This window comes from Pseudomonas sp. Root329, from assembly GCF_001424925.1.
In the GTDB taxonomy this organism is placed as follows: Bacteria; Pseudomonadota; Gammaproteobacteria; order Pseudomonadales; family Pseudomonadaceae; genus Aquipseudomonas; species Aquipseudomonas arabinosi.
In genome coordinates this window covers 36,427-55,802 of the sequence record NZ_LMCV01000016.1, presented here as the reverse complement: position 1 = coordinate 55,802, position 19,376 = coordinate 36,427, and the positions used below count along the sequence as shown (strand labels likewise).

General features: G+C 59.1%; 18 protein-coding genes and 1 pseudogene. All 19 read left to right on the top strand.

The window, feature by feature from the left end; all coding sequences use genetic code 11:
- Nucleotides 1-27: 27 nt before the first annotated feature.
- On the top strand, nt 28-396 hold the full coding sequence (locus tag ASC74_RS15125) for an Hpt domain-containing protein (protein WP_056742081.1): 369 nt from the start codon (nt 28-30) through the stop codon (nt 394-396).
- 83 nt (nt 397-479) lie between these two features.
- Nucleotides 480-1,841, top strand: a complete 1,362-nt coding sequence (locus ASC74_RS15120) for a flagellar hook-length control protein FliK (RefSeq protein WP_056742080.1) — start codon at nt 480-482, stop codon at nt 1,839-1,841.
- Between the two features lie 208 nt (nt 1,842-2,049).
- The gene (fliL, locus tag ASC74_RS15115; RefSeq protein ID WP_033055987.1) at nt 2,050-2,550 is read left to right on the top strand and encodes a flagellar basal body-associated protein FliL; all 501 of its coding nucleotides are present in this window, start codon (nt 2,050-2,052) and stop codon (nt 2,548-2,550) included.
- Between the two features lie 9 nt (nt 2,551-2,559).
- Nucleotides 2,560-3,528 (top strand): flagellar motor switch protein FliM, encoded by a 969-nt coding sequence (gene fliM / locus ASC74_RS15110; protein WP_008024584.1) that lies wholly within the window; start codon nt 2,560-2,562, stop codon nt 3,526-3,528.
- A gap of 72 nt (nt 3,529-3,600) precedes the next feature.
- Nucleotides 3,601-4,013, top strand: a pseudogene (gene fliN, locus ASC74_RS15105) (flagellar motor switch protein FliN).
- Nucleotides 4,014-4,460, top strand: coding sequence for a flagellar biosynthetic protein FliO (gene fliO / locus ASC74_RS15100; RefSeq protein WP_056742079.1), 447 nt, complete (start codon nt 4,014-4,016; stop codon nt 4,458-4,460).
- Nucleotides 4,460-5,218 (top strand): flagellar type III secretion system pore protein FliP, encoded by a 759-nt coding sequence (gene fliP / locus ASC74_RS15095; protein WP_056742078.1) that lies wholly within the window; start codon nt 4,460-4,462, stop codon nt 5,216-5,218. Before fliO ends, fliP begins: the two co-directional genes overlap by 1 nt.
- On the top strand, nt 5,215-5,484 hold the full coding sequence (gene fliQ, locus ASC74_RS15090; protein WP_007948918.1) for a flagellar biosynthesis protein FliQ: 270 nt from the start codon (nt 5,215-5,217) through the stop codon (nt 5,482-5,484). The genes fliP and fliQ overlap by 4 nt, the downstream gene beginning before the upstream one ends.
- A gap of 3 nt (nt 5,485-5,487) precedes the next feature.
- The gene (gene fliR, locus ASC74_RS15085; RefSeq protein ID WP_056742077.1) at nt 5,488-6,270 is read left to right on the top strand and encodes a flagellar biosynthetic protein FliR; all 783 of its coding nucleotides are present in this window, start codon (nt 5,488-5,490) and stop codon (nt 6,268-6,270) included.
- A gap of 3 nt (nt 6,271-6,273) precedes the next feature.
- Complete coding sequence (gene flhB, locus ASC74_RS15080; protein WP_056742076.1) at nt 6,274-7,413, top strand: flagellar biosynthesis protein FlhB; 1,140 nt, start codon at nt 6,274-6,276, stop codon at nt 7,411-7,413.
- Nucleotides 7,414-8,034: 621 nt separating this feature from the next.
- The gene (locus tag ASC74_RS15075) at nt 8,035-9,306 is read left to right on the top strand and encodes a YVTN family beta-propeller repeat protein (protein ID WP_056742075.1); all 1,272 of its coding nucleotides are present in this window, start codon (nt 8,035-8,037) and stop codon (nt 9,304-9,306) included.
- Between the two features lie 365 nt (nt 9,307-9,671).
- Nucleotides 9,672-10,331, top strand: a complete 660-nt coding sequence (locus tag ASC74_RS15070) for a hypothetical protein (RefSeq protein ID WP_056742213.1) — start codon at nt 9,672-9,674, stop codon at nt 10,329-10,331.
- A gap of 234 nt (nt 10,332-10,565) precedes the next feature.
- A complete protein-coding gene (flhA, locus tag ASC74_RS15065) occupies nt 10,566-12,695 on the top strand; it encodes a flagellar biosynthesis protein FlhA (RefSeq protein ID WP_056742074.1) in 2,130 nt (709 codons plus the stop codon).
- A gap of 11 nt (nt 12,696-12,706) precedes the next feature.
- Entirely contained in the window at nt 12,707-14,035 is a 1,329-nt protein-coding gene (gene flhF / locus ASC74_RS15060; RefSeq protein ID WP_033055998.1) for a flagellar biosynthesis protein FlhF, read from the top strand.
- A 116-nt stretch (nt 14,036-14,151) separates the two neighbouring features.
- Nucleotides 14,152-14,982 carry a flagellar synthesis regulator FleN gene (fleN, locus tag ASC74_RS15055; protein WP_008001746.1) on the top strand — a complete coding sequence of 277 codons (831 nt, stop codon included), beginning with the start codon at nt 14,152-14,154 and terminating at the stop codon, nt 14,980-14,982.
- Nucleotides 14,979-15,719, top strand: coding sequence for an RNA polymerase sigma factor FliA (gene fliA, locus ASC74_RS15050; protein ID WP_007894214.1), 741 nt, complete (start codon nt 14,979-14,981; stop codon nt 15,717-15,719). Before fleN ends, fliA begins: the two co-directional genes overlap by 4 nt.
- A gap of 166 nt (nt 15,720-15,885) precedes the next feature.
- On the top strand, nt 15,886-16,257 hold the full coding sequence (locus tag ASC74_RS15045) for a chemotaxis response regulator CheY (RefSeq protein WP_003183998.1): 372 nt from the start codon (nt 15,886-15,888) through the stop codon (nt 16,255-16,257).
- Between the two features lie 30 nt (nt 16,258-16,287).
- Nucleotides 16,288-17,076, top strand: a complete 789-nt coding sequence (locus tag ASC74_RS15040) for a protein phosphatase CheZ (RefSeq protein WP_046046370.1) — start codon at nt 16,288-16,290, stop codon at nt 17,074-17,076.
- Nucleotides 17,077-17,105: 29 nt separating this feature from the next.
- Nucleotides 17,106-19,340, top strand: a complete 2,235-nt coding sequence (locus tag ASC74_RS15035; protein ID WP_056742073.1) for a chemotaxis protein CheA — start codon at nt 17,106-17,108, stop codon at nt 19,338-19,340.
- Nucleotides 19,341-19,376 lie beyond the last annotated feature (36 nt).

Below are 19,376 nucleotides of genomic sequence, written 5' to 3'. Positions count from 1 at the left end.
ACGCATTCTTGATCAAGGAGTGAGCAAGTGGCTGACACACACCTGGACCGCGACGTGCTGAGCGCGTTGCAAGAGGTCATGGAGGATGAGTATCCGACGTTGCTGGATACCTTTCTCGCCGATTCCGAAGAGCGTTTGCGCGTCTTGCGAAAAGCTGAAGATGCTGCGCAGCTCATGAATGCTGCCCATAGCTTCAAGGGCAGCAGCAGCAACATGGGCGCCATTCGCCTGGCTGAGTTGTGCCATGAGCTGGAGCAACGCGCCAAGCAAAAAAGTCTCGCCGGCATTGAAAAACTGGTGGGCGAAATTGATGACGAATTTGCGATTGTCCGGCCGCTCTATGAGGCCGAGCGTCAGCGTTCTCTCTCTGCCAATGAGACCGTCCGGCGCTTTTAGCGCCTGTCACTCAAATCTGGCGTGACCTTTGCAGTAATCTCCGTCAACTGTACCTACGATCCCAGTGCAGCGGAGACCGTTCCATGCCCGTTACCCCCAATATGCTTCTTCAGGCCGCCGCGCAGGCCAAGACTCAAGCCGCTTCCGCCAATACACCGGCGCTGGCCGCTGAGCCTGGGGACAAGGCATCCAGCTTCGCTCAGGTCTACGCCAATCAAGCCCGGAACAAACCCTCTGTGGTGGGTGATGGATCGGCCAAGCCGCTACGCGATAAAACGCCGGACAGTCCCGATAAAAAGGACGTCAGCAACGACAAGTCTGCCGCCCCGGAACCTGCGGTTGCCGATAGCGGCAAATCCTTGCCCGCCGATAAGCCGGCGCAGGCTGACGACGAGGCCGCCAGCGATGACGGGTCGGATACTGCGCAGGCGCCGGTTGCCGATGCCGCACCCGTTGACCCGACGCTGGATCCTGCGTTGATGCAGGCAGTACAACCTGCGGTGCCAGCGCCGGTGCCGGCAGCTCCGTCCGTTGCAGTCACCCCACAACCGCAGGTCGAGGTGGCTGTGACGGCGGCAACGACTCCGGTTGTTGCAAGCACTGACACCGATTTCGATCCCGAAGCGGATCCTCTCGATGCGTTGCCGGCCGTGCGCATGGCCATGGAGCAGGGCGGCCATATTTCGGCTGCGAGTCAGGCTCAGCCCAAAGCGGCACCGACCTCGGCCCAGGCCCAGGCTGACGGCGAGTCAACCTCGGCGCAGACCTTCGCCGCAGGCATGGCGAGCATGCTCGATGTGCAAGCCGACAAGGACAGCACGGGCCAGGGCGGCGACAAGGCCTTCGGTGGTCTTATCGATGACGGTCTCAAGGACCTGAAGTCCGCGAGTAGCGATACCCGGGTCGACGATTTCGCCAACCGTCTGGCGGCACTGACCCAGGCGGCCACGCCGAAAACCGCCAACGCATTGCCGGTGAATCAACCGATCGCCATGCATCAGAGCGGCTGGACCGAAGAAGTAGTGAACCGGGTCATGTACCTGTCCAGTGCCAATCTCAAGGCGGCGGACATCCAGTTGCAACCGGCTGAGCTGGGGCGCCTGGACATTCGGGTGAACATGGTTCCGGATCAGCAGACCCAGGTGACGTTCATGAGCGCCCATCCAAGTGTTCGCGAAGCGCTGGACGGGCAGATGCATCGCTTGCGTGACATGTTTGCGCAGCAGGGCATGGGCCAGGTTGACGTCAATGTGTCCGACCAGTCCCGTGGCTGGCAAGGTCAGGGGCAGGAACAGGCTCAACAAGGTCAAGGCCAGGGCGGGCGCACTAACGCCAGCGGTGGTCGTCTCGATTCCATGGACGAAGAGCTTGCGCCAACAGCTGCCGAAGTAGCGGCCAGCACCACCAGCGTCATTGGCTCCAGCGCCGTCGACTACTACGCCTGATAATTCGCGGCGCCCTCTAAAAGATCGCAGCCTTCGGCAGCTCCTACAGGATGTACACATTCCAATGTAGGAGCTGCCGGAGGCTGCGATCTTTTGATTTTCGGTTTCAACCAGCCGCAGCCCATTGTCCCTCAGACACTTCTGGCATAACACTTGCTCTTGCCTTGCCGTGCGACTGTGAAAACCCGAATAGTGACGGATTATTGGCATGGCGAAGAGCGAAGCAGCAGTAAAAGACCCCGCAACCAAAGGCAAACTCAAGCTGATCATTGTGATCGTGGTGGCCCTGCTGCTGGCGATCGGCTTGTCCGTGGGAGCGACCTGGTTCTTCATGCACAGCGCCCAGAGCAAGCCTGCCGCCGCGGCTGAAACCGCCCCGGTCGGCAAGCAGCCAGCGATTTTCGAGCCCATGGCTCCGGCCTTCGTGGCCAACTACAACCAGAACGGTCGTCAGCGCTACATGCAGGTGAGCATCACCATGCAGGGTCGCAATCAAGCCGATCTGGAAGCGCTCAAAGTTCACATGCCGGTCATCCGCAATAACCTGGTCATGCTGTTCTCCGGGCAAGACTTCGCCACCCTGGCGTCGCCGGTTGGCCAGGAAATGTTGCGTCAGAAAGCCACGGCCAGCGTGCAGGAAGTGGCGCAGAAAGAACTCGGCAAAGTGGTCATCGAGCAGTTGCTTTTCACTAATTTCGTACTGCAGTAGGAACACGACATGGCCGTGCAGGACCTGCTGTCCCAGGATGAGATCGATGCGCTGTTGCATGGCGTCGACGATGGTCTGGTACAGACCGATACCGCTGCTGAACCCGGCAGTGTCAAAAGCTACGACCTGACCAGCCAGGATCGCATCGTCCGTGGACGCATGCCGACCCTGGAGATGATCAACGAGCGTTTCGCCCGTTACACCCGCATCAGCATGTTCAACATGCTGCGCCGCTCGGCGGACGTTGCCGTCGGTGGCGTGCAGGTGATGAAGTTCGGCGAATACGTGCACTCGCTGTACGTGCCGACCAGCCTCAACCTGGTCAAGATCAAACCGTTGCGCGGCACCGCACTGTTCATCCTCGACGCCAAACTGGTGTTCAAACTGGTGGACAACTTCTTCGGCGGCGACGGACGTCACGCGAAGATCGAAGGGCGTGAATTCACCCCCACCGAACTGCGTGTGGTGCGCATGGTGCTGGAGCAGGCGTTCGTCGATTTGAAGGAAGCCTGGCAGGCGATCATGGAAGTGAACTTCGAGTACATCAACTCGGAAGTGAACCCGGCCATGGCCAACATCGTCGGCCCGAGCGAAGCGATTGTGGTGTCGACGTTCCACATCGAACTCGATGGCGGTGGCGGTGACCTGCACGTGACCATGCCGTACTCGATGATTGAGCCGGTGCGCGAAATGCTCGACGCCGGCTTCCAGTCGGACCTCGACGATCAGGACGAGCGCTGGGTCAACGCCTTGCGCCAGGACGTGCTGGACGTTGACGTACCGATCGGTGCCACGGTTGCCCGTCGCCAGTTGCGCTTGCGGGACATTCTGCACATGCAGCCGGGGGACATTATCCCGGTCGAGATGCCGGAAGAGATGATCATGCGCGCCAACGGCGTGCCTGCGTTCAAGGTCAAGATGGGGTCGCACAAAGGCAACCTCGCGTTGCAAGTGATCGAGCCGATCGAGCGCCGCTGACCGGCGCTCCAAACCCCCTGTGCTTTTAACTGACGGCTCCTGATTGAATGGATGCCCGCCGAGGACAAATTGATGGCTAACGATATGAACACCCAGGACGACCAGGCGCTGGCCGATGAATGGGCTGCGGCCCTGGAAGAAACCGGCGACGCCGGGCAGGACGACATTGACGCCTTGCTGGCTGCCGCAGCGTGCCGAAGAACAACGATCCGGTCACCCTCGACGGTCCTAACCTGGACGTGATCCTCGACATTCCGGTGTCGATTTCCATGGAAGTCGGCAGCACTGACATCAACATCCGCAACCTGCTGCAGCTTAACCAGGGGTCGGTGATCGAGCTCGATCGTCTGGCCGGTGAACCGCTGGACGTGCTGGTCAACGGTACGCTCATCGCTCACGGTGAAGTGGTGGTGGTCAACGAGAAGTTCGGCATCCGCCTGACCGACGTGATCAGCCCAAGCGAACGCATCAAGAAGTTGCGCTGAGTGAAAAAGGTTCTGGGGTTTGTACTGGCGTTGCCATTCAGCGTTCTGGCTGCCGAGCCGGTGGCGACGGTTGCCACCGCCGCTGCCCCCGCGGTCAGCAGCGGTGTGGCCGGGCAATTGACGCAGTTGGTGTTTGGTTTGCTGCTGGTGCTGGGGTTGATCTTCTTCCTCGCCTGGTTGCTGCGCCGGGTCCAACAGGCCGGGCCGGCCGGCAAAGGGCAGGTGATCGAGCTGATTGGTTCTCGCTCGCTGGGCCCGCGTGACCGTCTGATGCTGGTGCAGGTCGGCAGCGAGCAGATTCTGCTTGGCTTGAGCCCCGGCACCATCACCGCGTTGCACGTGCTCAAGGAGCCGGTGCAAGTGCCCAGCGGGACTGAAAAAGCGACCCCCGAGTTTGCCCAGCGCCTGATGGAGCTGATGGGCAAGGATCATAAGGATAAGAAGTAATGGGTGCGCTACGCATCATCTTGACGCTGGCCCTGATGCTGGTCGCGCCACTGGCGTTCGCCGCCGATCCGTTGTCGATCCCGGCGATTACCCTGGGCACGAATGCCAACGGCGCTCAGGAGTATTCGGTCAGCCTGCAAATCCTGCTGATCATGACGGCGCTGAGTTTTATCCCGGCGTTCGTCATGCTGATGACCAGTTTCACCCGGATCATCATCGTCTTCTCGATCCTGCGTCAGGCCCTCGGCTTGCAACAAACGCCGTCGAACCAGATCCTCACGGGCATGGCGCTGTTCCTGACCCTGTTCATCATGGCGCCAGTATTCGACCGCGTTAATCAGGATGCCTTGCAGCCCTATCTGGCGGAGAAACTCACTGCTCAAGACGCCGTGGCCAAGGCTCAGGTGCCGATCAAGGACTTCATGCTGGCCCAGACTCGCACTAGCGATCTGGAGTTATTCATGCGCTTGTCCAAACGCACTGATATCGCGTCGCCGGATCAGGCGCCGCTGACGATTCTGGTTCCGGCGTTCGTTACCTCCGAGCTGAAAACCGCGTTCCAGATTGGCTTCATGATCTTCATTCCGTTCCTGATCATCGACCTGGTCGTGGCCAGTGTACTGATGGCCATGGGCATGATGATGCTCTCGCCGCTGATCATTTCCCTGCCGTTCAAGATCATGCTGTTCGTGCTGGTGGATGGCTGGGCGTTGATCATCGGCACGCTGGCGAGCAGCTTCGGCGGTGTATCGCCATGACGCCAGAAGTTGCGGTAGACATCTTCCGGGAAGCACTGTGGCTAACCACCATGATGGTTGCCGTGCTGGTGATTCCGAGTTTGCTCGTGGGCCTGTTGGTGGCGATGTTCCAGGCCGCTACGCAGATCAACGAACAGACCCTGAGCTTCCTGCCGCGCCTGCTGGTGATGCTGGTGACGCTGATCGTCGCCGGTCCGTGGTTGGTGCAGACTTTCATGGAATACATCCTGCAGTTGTACGGCAGTATTCCTCAGGTCATCGGCTAAACCATGTCGCTACTCCAGCTGACCGATACCCAGATCAGTACCTGGGTGGCGGCGTTCATGCTGCCGCTGTTTCGCGTCGGTTCGTTGTTGATGGTCATGCCGGTTTTCGGTACGACCCTGGTGCCCAGGCGGGTCCGTCTATTTTTCGCAGTGGCCATTACCGTGGTCATCGCCCCTGGCCTGCCGCCGATGCCGCCGGTCAATGCGCTGGACTTGAGCGGGCTGCTGCTGATTGCCGAGCAGATCCTCGTCGGTGCGGTGCTGGGTTTCTCCTTGCAGCTGTTCTTCCAGGCCTTCGTGGTCGCCGGGCAAATTGTCGCCGTTCAGATGGGTATGGGCTTCGCGTCGATGGTCGATCCTACCAACGGCGTGTCGGTAGCGGTGATCGGGCAGTTCTTCACCATGCTGGTGACGTTGTTGTTCCTGTCGATGAACGGCCATCTGGTGGTGTTCGAAGTCCTCACCGAAAGCTTCACCACGCTGCCGGTCGGTAGCGGGTTTATGGTCAATCATTACTGGGAGCTGGCCGGCAAACTCGGTTGGGTCCTCGGGGCTGCTTTAATGCTGGTGTTGCCAGCGATCACCGCGCTGCTGGTGGTCAACATTGCGTTTGGCATCATGACCCGGGCGGCGCCGCAGCTGAACATTTTCTCCATCGGCTTCCCGCTGACCCTGGTGCTCGGGATGTACATCCTCTGGGTGGGGCTCGCGGACATTCTCAATCAGTATCAACCGCTGGCCTCCGAGGCCTTGCAGTTTTTACGCGAACTGGCACAGGCGCGCTGAGTCATGGCTGAGAGCGAAAGCGGTCAGGACAAAACAGAAGACCCCACGGAGAAGCGTAAAACTGATTCCCGTGAGAAGGGTGAGATTGCGCGCTCCAAGGAACTCAATACGCTGGCGATCATGTTGGCCGGTTCCGGTGCGCTGCTGATTTTCGGCGGGGCGCTGGCGCAGGATCTGATGGATGTGATGCGGATGAATTTTTCCCTGCCGCGTGAAGTCATCCTCGATCAGCGCTCCATGAGTACCTACCTGATGAACTCAGGGCTGATTGCTTTGCTGGGGATTCAGCCGATCATGATTACCCTGGTGTTGGCTGCATTGATTGGGCCTGTCTCCCTGGGTGGATGGCTTTTTTCGGCTGGCTCCATGGCGCCGAAGTTCAGTCGGATGAATCCTGCCGCCGGCCTCAAGCGGATGTTTTCGACGAAGGCGCTGGTGGACCTGCTCCAGGCGTTTGCGAAGTTTTTAATCATCCTGACGGTGGCCCTGAAGGTGTTGTTGTCGGACATCGACGACCTGTTGCGCATTGGGCACGAGCCGTTGGAGCTTGCGATCATCCACTGTCTGCAAATAGTGGGCTGGAGCGCTTTGTGGATGGCCTGCGGGCTGATCATCATTGCAGCGGTGGACGTGCCGGTGCAGCTTTGGGAAAGCCACAAGAAACTGCTGATGACCAAGCAGGAAGTGCGTGACGAGCATAAGGATCAGGAAGGGAAGCCAGAGGTTAAACAACGGATTCGCCAGCTGCAGCGCGACATGTCGCAGCGCCGGATGATGGCGGCGATTCCCGACGCCGATGTGGTCATCACTAACCCGACCCACTACGCCGTAGCGCTCAAGTACGATCCAGACAAGGGTGGGGCGCCGATGCTGATCGCCAAGGGCAGCGACTTCCTGGCCTTGAAGATCCGTGAAATCGCTGTGGCCAACGAAGTGCTGCTGCTTGAGTCGCCGGCACTGGCGCGTTCGATCTACTACTCCACCGAACTTGATCAGGAAATCCCTGGCGGGCTCTACCTTGCCGTCGCCCAGGTACTCGCTTACGTCTACCAGATCCGCCAGCACCGCGCCGGCAAGGGCAAACGCCCGGATCCGCTCAAGGGCGATTTGCCGATTCCGCCGGATTTGCGGCGCGATTCGTAGTTACTGCGGTGATAGTCCCGGGTCCCTGTTGGAGCGAGCTTGCTCGCTCCAACGAAGAACGATGTCGCGGTGCAGCAGATACACCGCAGCGGGCAAGCACGCTGGAGAAGATTTTTCAGACTTGGTAAAAGCTTGACCGTGAACAGAGTATCTACAGAGACCCTATACCCCCCACCGGCTTCACCGGATTTTCCTTATCCACCACCTTTTCGATCAGCAGCAACCCCAGTTCCAGCATTTGATGGATCGCCAGTGTGAGGTTGTGTGTTAACTGACCGGCATTGGGGCTTGCCCGCGATATCTGACGAAACCTCACCTTGGCCAGAAATCGATACCGATCAGACTCTTTGAACGGAGCCCGGGCATTGAGCGACTAACCCATCGACGGTCAACAAGGTAATGCCTTCTACTGTGGCTTGTGCGACCAGAATCCGGTCGAAAGGGCGCAAAGCGTCCATTTATTTCAAAGGCTGATGCGCTCACGAAACCAGGCAAGGTCGAGAAGTGGTTTGCATACCATCCGTCGGAATCCACACCCGGCCTGGTATTTCTGACAGTAGCCAGCTCTCCCGCTTTGGCATTGAATAACTCCGTCAAACCTATCCCCGACAGGAGTCCCACATGACCAGCCAAACCCCCATTATCCCGGACAGCAGCGTGCCGAAGGCGCCGATCGCCAAGGGCGCCCAGCAAGACGCCATCGACCCGGTGCCGACCTTCACCAACGAGCCCTACACCATCGCCCCGGCTGGTCGGCTCAAGAACGTTGAGTTGCTTCTCAGCACCCGCAGTAACAACCCCGTCCCCGGGGGCAAGCTCAGTCTGGCTCTCCCGGCCAACTTCAGGTACGCCGATGGCGACAGCGGCCAGCGCGATTTCATCACCGACGCTGTCGGCAAGCTCAGCGTCAGCGGCGTCAAAGGCGCTCTCATCCCCGGCTCTTACAGTCTGAGCGCCACCAGTGGTGCTCAGGTCGCCAACGCAACCGTAACCGTTACGGGGCTAGGGCCGCTCGGTAGCATCCCGGTCGGGACCAATCCGATCAGGATCGCTGTCAGCCCGGACGGTACCCGCGCTTATGTCTGCAGCTCTAGCACAACGGTCTCGGTGATTGATACGGCGACGAATCGAGTCCTGACGAACATCCCGGTCGGGAGAGGTTCGATGGGGGTTGCCATCAGCCCGGACGGTACCCGCGCTTATGTCTGCAACTCTGATGGCGCAACGGTCTCGGTGATTGATACGGCGACGAATCAAGTCCTGACGAACATCCAGGTCGGGGACCAGCCGGTGGGGGTTGCCGTCAGCCCGGACGGTACCCGCGCTTATGTCAGCAACAGGGCTAGCTTCACGATCTCGGTGATTGATACTGCGACGGATCGAGTCCTGACGAACATCCCGTTCGGGGACTTTCCGGGGGGGATTGCCGTCAGCCCGGACGGTACCCGCGCTTATGTCTGCGCCTCTCTCGATACGGTCTGGGTGATTGATACGGCGACGGATCGAGTCCTGACGGACATCCCGGTCGGGAAGCGTCCGTACGAGGTTGCCTTCAGCCCGGACGGTACCCGCGCTTATGTCAGCAACACAGGAGACGCAACGGTCTCGGTGATTGATACGGCGACGGATCGAGTTCTGACGGACATCCCGGTCGGGGCCGATCCGATGGAGATTGCCGTCAGCCCGGACGGTACCCGCGTTTATGTCAGCCACTTTTTTGACCGCACGGTCTCGGTGATTGATACGGCGACGGATCGAGTCCTGACGAACATCCCGCTCGGGAACGGTCCGGCGGGGGTTGCCGTCAGCCCGGACGGTACCTGCGTTTACGTCTGCAACCTTGATAGCACAACAGTCTCGGTGATTGGGGGGCAAATCAGGGACACCCATTAGCCGGTATCGAGTCAAGGCTAAATGTCCACTTACCCTGCAGTTCTAAACTGCAGGGTGTTTCCCTCGCCAAACCCGATCGGTTAAACCCGTCTCCAAAGCCCTATTCATCGCTACTGCAGATCTGACTGTGGCGACGAACGGTTGAGTGGTAGACGGAGGTTGCTCCATCATCCAAAAAACGCAGTTGCACTGCGCCGTCTGTCGAAATACCTGCTCCACCTGGTAGTTCTGACAGTAGACACACTTCCTCTTAAGCGTTGTCATGGCCTTGGGAATTCTCCCGTTCGATGTCCTTGCCATGGTCGTTCAATGAGTCGATTGATCACTATGGATGGGCGTTCATTCAGGCATTTGAGGTTACGGTCATGGCAGAACGTGAATACAGAAAGCTTCAAGGGATGGCGTTGGAATTTGTTTCGGGAGTCCTGGAGGAGGATCGGCTCGAGCGCACGATCAGTTACTCGGCTACGTTCGACATGACGCTGGACTTTACGCATTTTGTGCAGATGGCCAATGCCTATGTTCCGGGTTATCTGAACGGCCCTATCAATGCGATTCGCCCCGAACTGGACGGGTTGGGCTACCACTATGCATACAATTACTTCTTCGGTGCTGCTGGCAATATTGGTGATAACCGCGCGTTGTTCGATGTCTTCACATCCCCCCGTTATTACATGGATCAGTGGTCAAGTGGAGGGCTGGAGGAGTGTTATCACAAACCTCAATTCAGTGTGGTCGATGGCCGTTTGCAAGTTGTCTCGCGCAAGGACTTTCGTTGGGAGAACAAGCGTGAGATCAACGTCGAAGATCTGCCGGTCATTCGCTTTCAATGGGCGCTTAACCTCATGCTGGGGCACGACCTTTCTGGTCAGAAGGCACCTTCAACCATCGTGGTGCTCGGTTATGCAGAGGAGGATTTTGTAGAGGTGGAAGGTCTTCAAATGCATAGAGGTACGCGGTACATGGTCGGCAAGGCGCTTCATCTCGGTCCGATCCACAAAGAGCAGATTCTGACGGCGCGTTAATCCCTTTTGTAGCAGCTGTCCAGCCTGCGAGGCTGCGTCCGGCTGCGAAGCAGTCGTAAACCTTTGCGAGAACTTCGTTCTCGGACGCAGCCTCGCAGGCTCGACAGCTGCTACAAAAGCTCAATAGATCCCTCTATTCCCCGCCTCGGCAAAAGTTGGAAGGCTTCTTGCAGTAGCCGCTCTGCGCCTGCTTCAGGCGTCAAAAAGTTTGCTTTAAAGGAACGGGGAATACCGGTGGATCGCTCTCAGTTATTCAACAGTGCTCGCACAAACGTTGCCGACTTAAGTCGGGGCAATCTGGGTGTGCCGTTGTTGCTGCTGGTCATGCTGGCGATGATGATGTTGCCGGTGCCGCCGTTCCTGCTGGACGTGTTCTTCACGTTCAACATCGCGTTGTCGATTGTCGTCTTGCTGGTCTGTGTTTACGCGTTGCGTCCACTGGACTTTGCGGTGTTCCCGACCATTCTGCTGGTGGCGACGTTGCTGCGACTGGCGCTGAACGTGGCCTCCACGCGGGTGGTGATGCTCCACGGCCAGGACGGCCATGCCGCCGCCGGTAAGGTGATCCAGGCCTTCGGCGAGGTGGTGATCGGCGGTAACTACGTGGTCGGTATCGTCGTCTTCGCGATTTTGATGATCATCAACTTCGTCGTGGTGACCAAGGGTGCCGGGCGGATTTCCGAGGTGAGTGCGCGTTTCACCCTCGATGCGATGCCCGGTAAACAAATGGCCATCGACGCCGACTTGAACGCCGGCCTGATCGATCAGAACCAGGCCAAACTGCGCCGGATGGAAGTGGCCCAGGAAGCCGAGTTCTACGGTTCCATGGACGGTGCCAGCAAGTTCGTTCGCGGTGACGCCATTGCCGGCCTGCTGATTCTGTTCATCAACCTGATCGGCGGCATGGCGGTCGGTATCTTCCAGCACAACATGAGCTTCGCCGACGCCGGCAAGGTTTACGCATTGCTGACGATTGGTGACGGTTTGGTGGCGCAATTGCCATCACTGCTTTTATCTACAGCTGCAGCGATCATGGTGACCCGTGCTTCCGGTTCGGAAGACATGGGCAAGCAGATCAATCGCCAGATGTTCGCTTCGCCCAAAGCGTTGGCCGTAGCGGCGGGTTTGATGGCGGTGATGGGCCTCGTGCCGGGCATGCCGCATTTCTCCTTTCTCAGCATGGCAGCCCTGGCGGCTGGCGGCGCGTACCTGTTCTGGAAGAAGCAGAACGTGGTCAAGGTTCAGGCCCTGCAAGAGGTCAAGCGTCAACAGGAACTGCTGCCATCACCGGCTCGCGCTCAGGAAACCAAGGAGCTTGGCTGGGACGACGTCACTCCGATCGACATGATCGGCCTGGAAGTCGGCTACCGGCTGATTCCGCTGGTGGACCGCAATCAGGGTGGTCAATTGCTGGCGCGGATCAAGGGCGTGCGCAAGAAGCTGTCCCAGGACCTGGGCTTCCTGATGCCGACTGTGCATATCCGTGACAACCTCGACTTGGCGCCGAGTGCCTACCGCCTGACCCTGATGGGGGTGATCCTGGCCGAAGCGGAGATTTACCCGGACCGCGAACTGGCGATCAACCCGGGGCAGGTCTACGGTACGCTCAACGGCATTACCGCCAAAGATCCGGCTTTCGGTCTGGAGGCGGTCTGGATCGAAGTCAGTCAGCGTGCCCAGGCACAATCCCTCGGTTACACCGTGGTCGATGCCAGTACGGTAGTGGCAACCCACTTGAACCAGATTCTGTACAAGCACTCGAGCGAGTTGATTGGTCACGAAGAAGTGCAGCAACTCATGCAATTGCTGGCCAAAAGCTCACCAAAGCTGGCCGAAGAGCTGGTGCCGGGTGTGGTGTCGCTGTCGCAGCTGCTCAAAGTATTGCAGGCATTGCTGGCCGAACAGGTGCCAGTACGGGACATTCGCAGCATTGCCGAAGCCATCGCAAACAACGCCAGCAAGAGTCAAGATACTGCCGCGCTGGTGGCCGCGGTGCGCGTCGGCGTATCCCGCGCAATCGTCCAAAGCATTGTAGGGACTGAGTCGGAGCTGCCAGTTATCACGCTGGAGCCAAGGTTGGAACAAATATTGCTCAATAGTCTTCAGAAGGCAGGACAAGGCTCGGAAGAGGGTGTTCTGCTGGAGCCAAGCATGGCTGAGAAACTGCAACGCTCGTTGATCGATGCGGCGCAGCGTCAGGAAATGCAAGGTCAGCCGGTGATTCTGCTGGTAGCCGGTCCGGTTCGCGCGATGCTGTCGCGATTCGGCCGATTGGCAGTCCCGGGTTTGCATGTGTTGGCTTACCAGGAAATTCCTGACAACAAGCAAGTGACCATCGTTGCGACAGTAGGGCCCAACGGCTGAGGTAGTGGTTTATGCAAGTTAAGCGTTTTTTCGCCGCCGATATGCGTCAGGCCATGAAACTGGTTCGTGATGAGCTGGGCGCTGATGCCGCCATCATTGGCAACCGCCGGATCGCCGGTGGTGTCGAGCTGACGGCTGCCCTGGATTACAAGTTGTCGGCGCTGGCTCCGCGCGTTCCGAACATGGAACTCGAAGACGAGCTGCGCAAGACCCAATCGCGGATCGTCACCGCCCAGGCTGAATTGAGCCTGCGCAGCGATGGCGAGAGCGATAAGTCCACCAATCGCCAGTTGTTCGCCGGCCTGCCACTGACTGCCGCCGAGCCGCTGATCGAGCCGACCTACACCGAACCCCGTCGTCCTGCACCGGCTGCGGCACCTGCCTCTGGTGGCGTCGACCCACGGGCGTTCGACTCGATGCGTTTCGAACTCAACAGCCTGCGCGAACTGATGGAAGTGCAACTCGGCTCCCTGGCCTGGAATCAGCTGCAAGGCAGCCGTCCGGCCCAGGCCAATCTTTGGCGTCGCCTGCAACGCATCGGTCTGTCCGGCCCGTTGTCGCGCGATCTGCTGGCGCTGATTACCGATATTGAAGAACCTCGTCAGGCCTGGCGCATGTTGCTGGCACACCTGGCGCGGATGATCGTCACACCGGAAGTCGAGCCTCTGGAAGAGGGCGGCGTGATTGCCATGGTCGGCCCTGCCGGAATGGGCAAGACCACCACTCTGGCCAAGCTCGCGGCCCGTTACGTGCTCAAGTACGGCGCGCAGAATATCGCGCTGGTCAGCATGGACAGCTACCGAATTGGTGCTCAGGAGCAACTCAAGACGTTGGGCCGGATCCTCAATGTGTCGGTGACGCATGTCGATCCGGGCCAATCGCTGGTGCAGGCGCTGGAGCCTTTGCTGCGCAAACGCGTGGTGCTGATCGATACCGCGGGCCTTCAGGCCAGCGATCCGGCACTGCGCATGCAGCTCGAAAGCCTGGCCGGTCGTGGCATCAAATCGAAAAATTATCTGGTTTTGGCAACCACCAGCCAGAAGCAGGTTCTAACGGCCGCTTATCACAGTTACAAGCGTTGTGGGCTCGCTGGCTGCATCCTGACTAAACTGGATGAAACGGCAAGTCTGGGCGAGGTGTTGAGCCTGGCCATCAGTCATGAATTGCCGGTGGCCTACCTGACCGATGGCCCGCGGATTCCGGATGATTTGCATCTACCGCGTCGTCATCAGTTGGTCAGTCGCGCCGTCAGCGTGCAAATGCAAGAAGAACCCAGCGAAGAAGCCATGGCTGATATGTTCGCTGATATTTACCACAGCCCGACCAAGCAGGTTGGCTGAGGTATTAATGAACAGTTTTTGTACCTACATCGATGGTCTGCCATGCATTGTTCAGTTAGTGAACGCGCAGCCAGTAATGTGGCCTCCGTCTAAGTAAGACAAGGTAAAGAAAATTCATGGGCAGCATGCATCCCGTACAGGTGATCGCGGTGACCGGCGGCAAAGGTGGCGTCGGGAAGACTAACGTGTCAGTGAACTTGTCCCTGGCTCTAGCTGAGCTCGGCCGGCGCGTCATGCTGCTGGACGCTGATCTGGGGCTGGCGAACGTCGACGTCCTGCTGGGACTGACACCCAAACGTACTTTGGCCGACGTGATCGAAGGCCGCTGTGAGCTGCGCGACGTACTGTTGCAGGGCCCTGGCGGCATTCGCATCGTCCCGGCCGCGTCCGGCACACAGAGCATGGTTCATTTAAGCCCGGCGCAACACGCCGGTCTGATCCAGGCGTTCAGCGATATCGGCGACAACCTCGACGTGCTGGTGATCGACACCGCTGCGGGCATTGGTGACTCGGTCGTCAGTTTCGTTCGCGCAGCGCAGGAAGTCTTGCTGGTGGTCTGCGACGAACCGACCTCGATCACAGATGCCTACGCACTGATCAAACTGCTGAACCGCGATTACGGCATGAACCGCTTCCGCGTCCTGGCCAACATGGCCCAGAGCCCGCAGGAAGGGCGCAACCTGTTCGCCAAGTTGACCAAGGTCACGGATCGCTTCCTTGACGTCGCCTTACAATACGTCGGCGCGGTGCCTTACGACGAAAGTGTGCGCAAGGCCGTGCAGAAGCAGCGCGCCGTCTACGAAGCCTTTCCGCGGTCCAAGTGCTCACTGGCGTTCAAGGCCATTGCACAGAAGGTCGATACCTGGCCGCTGCCTGCCAACCCGCGTGGGCACCTGGAGTTTTTCGTCGAGCGCCTCGTGCAACAAACCGCAGGACCTGTGCTATGACAGCCAGTGGCTACAACCTCTACAAGAAGTCGGCACGTGACGCGCAGTACGAGCTGATCGAGCGTTACGCGCCACTGGTTAAACGCATTGCCTACCACTTGCTGGCGCGCCTGCCGGCCAGTGTTCAGGTGGAAGATCTGATCCAGGCCGGAATGATTGGCCTGCTTGAAGTGTCGACCAAATACGACGCCAGCAAAGGCGCGAGTTTCGAGACGTACGCGGGCATACGAATCCGTGGCGCGATGCTCGATGAAGTACGCAAGGGGGACTGGGCGCCGCGTTCGGTTCACCGCAATACCCGGATGGTCAGCGACGCAATTCGCTCTATTGAAGCTAAAACCGGCCGTGACGCTAAAGATCACGAGGTTGCGGCCGAACTCCAATTGAGTCTCGACGATTATTACGGGATTTTGAACGACACCCTGGGCAGCCGGTTATTCAGTTTCGACGATCTGTTGCAGGACGGCGAACACGAAGGGCTGCACGAGGATGGCGCCAGTGCTCATCTCGAGCCGTCACGCGATCTGGAAGATGAACGCTTCCAGGCGGCGCTGGCGGACGCGATTGCCAATTTGCCGGAGCGTGAGCGACTGGTGTTGGCGCTGTACTACGACGAAGAGTTGAATCTCAAGGAAATCGGTGAGGTCCTGGGGGTCAGCGAATCTCGGGTCAGCCAGTTACACAGCCAGTGCGCGGCCCGTTTGCGGGGGCGTTTGGGGGAGTGGCGAGCGCGCTGAAGGCAGTGTGGGGACACTGCGAGCGAGGCTGGTGGGTGTTGAACCGTACCGGTCCCGATCTGTTGTGCTCCAGACAGTCATTGAGTGCTTTGCCGGATTGATTGAAATGGCGCGTCCAGGTGCTGGGCGCGTTTAAGACTGCTTGGAGGTCGAATTGGACAAGAACATGAAAATCCTCATCGTTGATGACTTCTCAACGATGCGGCGGATCATTAAAAACCTGTTGCGTGACCTTGGGTTCACCAACACGGTCGAGGCCGACGATGGCACTACTGCCATTCCGGTTCTCAACAGCGGCAGCATCGACTTTCTGGTAACAGACTGGAACATGCCTGGCATGACCGGTATCGACCTGCTGCGCCACGTGCGTGCCGATGAAAAGCTCAAGCACCTGCCGGTGCTGATGGTGACCGCTGAAGCCAAGCGCGAGCAGATCATCGAGGCAGCCCAGGCCGGTGTTAACGGCTATGTGGTCAAGCCCTTCACGGCCCAGGCGTTAAAAGAAAAAATCGAGAAGATTTTCGAACGCATCGGTTGATGTGCGAAGCCACTGCGCCACGGGGGAGCTATGGAGCATAACGAGTCTTCACAGGGCGATTTCGAATCGACTCTGAAAAAACACGCGGTCGAACTGGTCGAAAGCCTTGAAAAAGGCAGGTTCGGCGACGCTGTGCAACTGATCCATGAGCTCAATCAGACCCGTGACCGTGGCCTGTATCAGGAAGTGGGCAAGCTCACTCGCGAGCTGCATAGCGCGATCGTCAATTTCCAGATTGACCCGCACATGCCGCAAGCCGAGGAAGTCTCGCAGATCACGGATGCCACCGAGCGTCTGGGTTATGTGGTCAAGCTGACCGAGGCGGCTGCCAACCGCACCATGGACCTGGTGGAAAACGCCACGCCGCTGGTCAACGGCCTGAGCAACGAAGCCCAGGCCTTGAGCACCGACTGGGGACGGTTCATGCGTCGCGAAGTCGGGGCTGAAGAGTTCCGCGAGCTGGCCCGGCGAGTCGACGGTTTCCTGACACGCAGCAGCGAAGACAATCGCGTTGTGTCGAGCAACCTCAACGACATTCTGCTCGCTCAGGATTACCAGGACCTCACCGGTCAGGTGATCAAGCGCGTGACCCAATTGGTCACCGAAGTTGAAAGCAACCTGCTCAAGCTCGTGCTTATGGCCAGTCAGGTGGACCGCTTTGCGGGCATCGAACATGACCGTGAAGCGATGCTGGCAGAAAAAGATCCGCAAAAACATCTCTCTCAGGGTGAAGGTCCGCAGATTCATGCCGATAAAAGAGAAGACGTTGTGTCCGGTCAGGACGATGTGGACGATTTGCTATCCAGTCTTGGATTTTAGGTTTTTAGACCTTTAGGAGCACCCCCTTAATGAGCTTCGGCGCCGATGAAGAGATCCTTCAGGATTTCCTGGTTGAGGCCGGCGAGATTCTAGAGCAACTGTCCGAACAGCTGGTCGAGCTTGAAAGCCGACCAGACGATGCGGACTTGCTCAATGCAATTTTTCGCGGTTTTCACACTGTAAAAGGAGGCGCCGGCTTCCTCCAGCTCAACGAGCTGGTGGAGTGCTGTCACATCGCCGAGAACGTGTTCGATATCCTGCGCAAGGGTGAACGCCGCGTCGACTCGGAACTGATGGACGTGGTTCTCGAAGCGCTGGATGCGGTGAACGGCATGTTTACCGAAGTCCGCGAACGCAGCCCGATCACGGCTGCCACGCCAGAATTGCTTGCGGCACTGGCCCGTCTGGCCGAGCCGCAAACTGAAGACGCCGCACCGGTTGCCGAGGTGGTCGAAACACCGGCTGCTGAAAGCGAGTCGGGCGACATCACCGATAACGAATTCGAACAACTGCTGGACTCGCTGAACGCCGTCAAGGCTCAGGCAGAAGCCCCGGCAGCTGTGCCAGCGCCGAGCAGCAATGCGGCGGCCAGCGACGAAATCACCGATGCCGAGTTCGAGTCGTTGCTCGATCAACTGCACGGTAAAGGCCAGTTCGCCGTCGATGCGGTGGCCCCGGCGCCAGCCGCACCGGCTGCCCCGAAAGCGGCAGGCGACAGCTCCGATATCACCGACGACGAGTTCGAAGCACTGCTCGATCAGTTGCACGGCAAGGGTAACTTTGCCGTTGATGCGCTGGAATCGGCCATTGCTGCGGTCCCGGCCCCGGCTGCACCCACCGCTAAAGCGGCTGGCGGCGATCTGATCTCCGATCACGAGTTCGAATCGTTGCTCGACGAATTGCACGGCAAAGGCAAGTTCACCGAGGTTGGCACTGGCGCAGTGGTTTCTGCTCCTGTCGCCAAGGCGCCAGCACCGGCTGCGAAACCTGTAGCCAAAGCGCCCGAGCCTAAAGCCGAAGCGCCGAAGCCCGCTGCTGCACCGGCTCCGGCCCGCGCCCCGTCCGCGCCGCCACCGGAAAAACCGGCCAGCGAAGCCGAGACCACCGTGCGGGTCGACACCGCGCGTCTCGACGAAATCATGAACATGGTCGGCGAGTTGGTACTGGTGCGTAACCGCTTGGTTCGTCTGGGCCTCAACAGCGGCGACGAAGCCATGTCCAAGGCCGTGTCGAACCTCGACGTGGTCACGGCCGACCTGCAAACCGCGGTCATGAAGACCCGGATGCAACCGATCAAGAAGGTCTTCGGACGTTTCCCGCGTCTGGTTCGCGACCTGGCTCGCCAGCTCAAGAAAGAGATCAACCTGGAACTGGTCGGCGAAGAAACCGACCTCGACAAGAACCTTGTCGAGGCCCTGGCCGACCCGCTGGTCCACTTGGTGCGCAACTCGGTCGACCACGGTATTGAAGAGCCGGCCGAGCGCGAAGCGATGGGCAAGCCTCGCAGCGGCAAGGTGATCCTGTCCGCTGAACAGGAAGGCGACCACATCCTGCTGTCGATCTCCGATGACGGCAAGGGCATGGACGCCGATGTTCTGCGCGGCATTGCCGTGAAGAAAGGCTTGATGGACAAGGATGCAGCGGATCGCCTCAGCGAATCCGATTGCTTCAACCTGATCTTCGCGCCGGGTTTCTCGACCAAGACCGAAATTTCCGATGTCTCCGGACGCGGCGTGGGCATGGACGTGGTGAAAACCAAAATCGCCCAGCTCAACGGCACCATCAATATCTATTCGACCAAGGGCAAGGGCTCGAAGATCGTCATCAAGGTCCCGTTGACCCTGGCGATCATGCCGACGCTGATGGTCATGCTGGGCAACCAGGCGTTCGCGTTCCCGCTGGTGAACGTCAACGAGATCTTCCACCTCGACCTGTCGACCACCAACGTCGTGGACGGCCAGGAAGTGGTGATCGTGCGGGACAAGGCGCTGCCATTGTTCTACCTCAAACGCTGGCTGGTCAGCTCCGCCGCTCACGAAGAGCAGCGCGAAGGCCATGTGGTGATCCTTTCGGTGGGCACTCAGCGGATCGGCTTCGTCGTCGATCAACTGGTGGGCCAGGAAGAAGTGGTCATCAAGCCATTGGGCAAAATGCTCCAGGGAACCCCGGGCATGTCCGGCGCCACCATCACCGGTGACGGCCGCATTGCGCTGATTCTCGATGTTCCGAGCATGCTCAAGCGTTACGCCGCACGGCGTATTTGATTCTGGTGGAGCGGGGCGACTGAGCCTCGCTCCGTC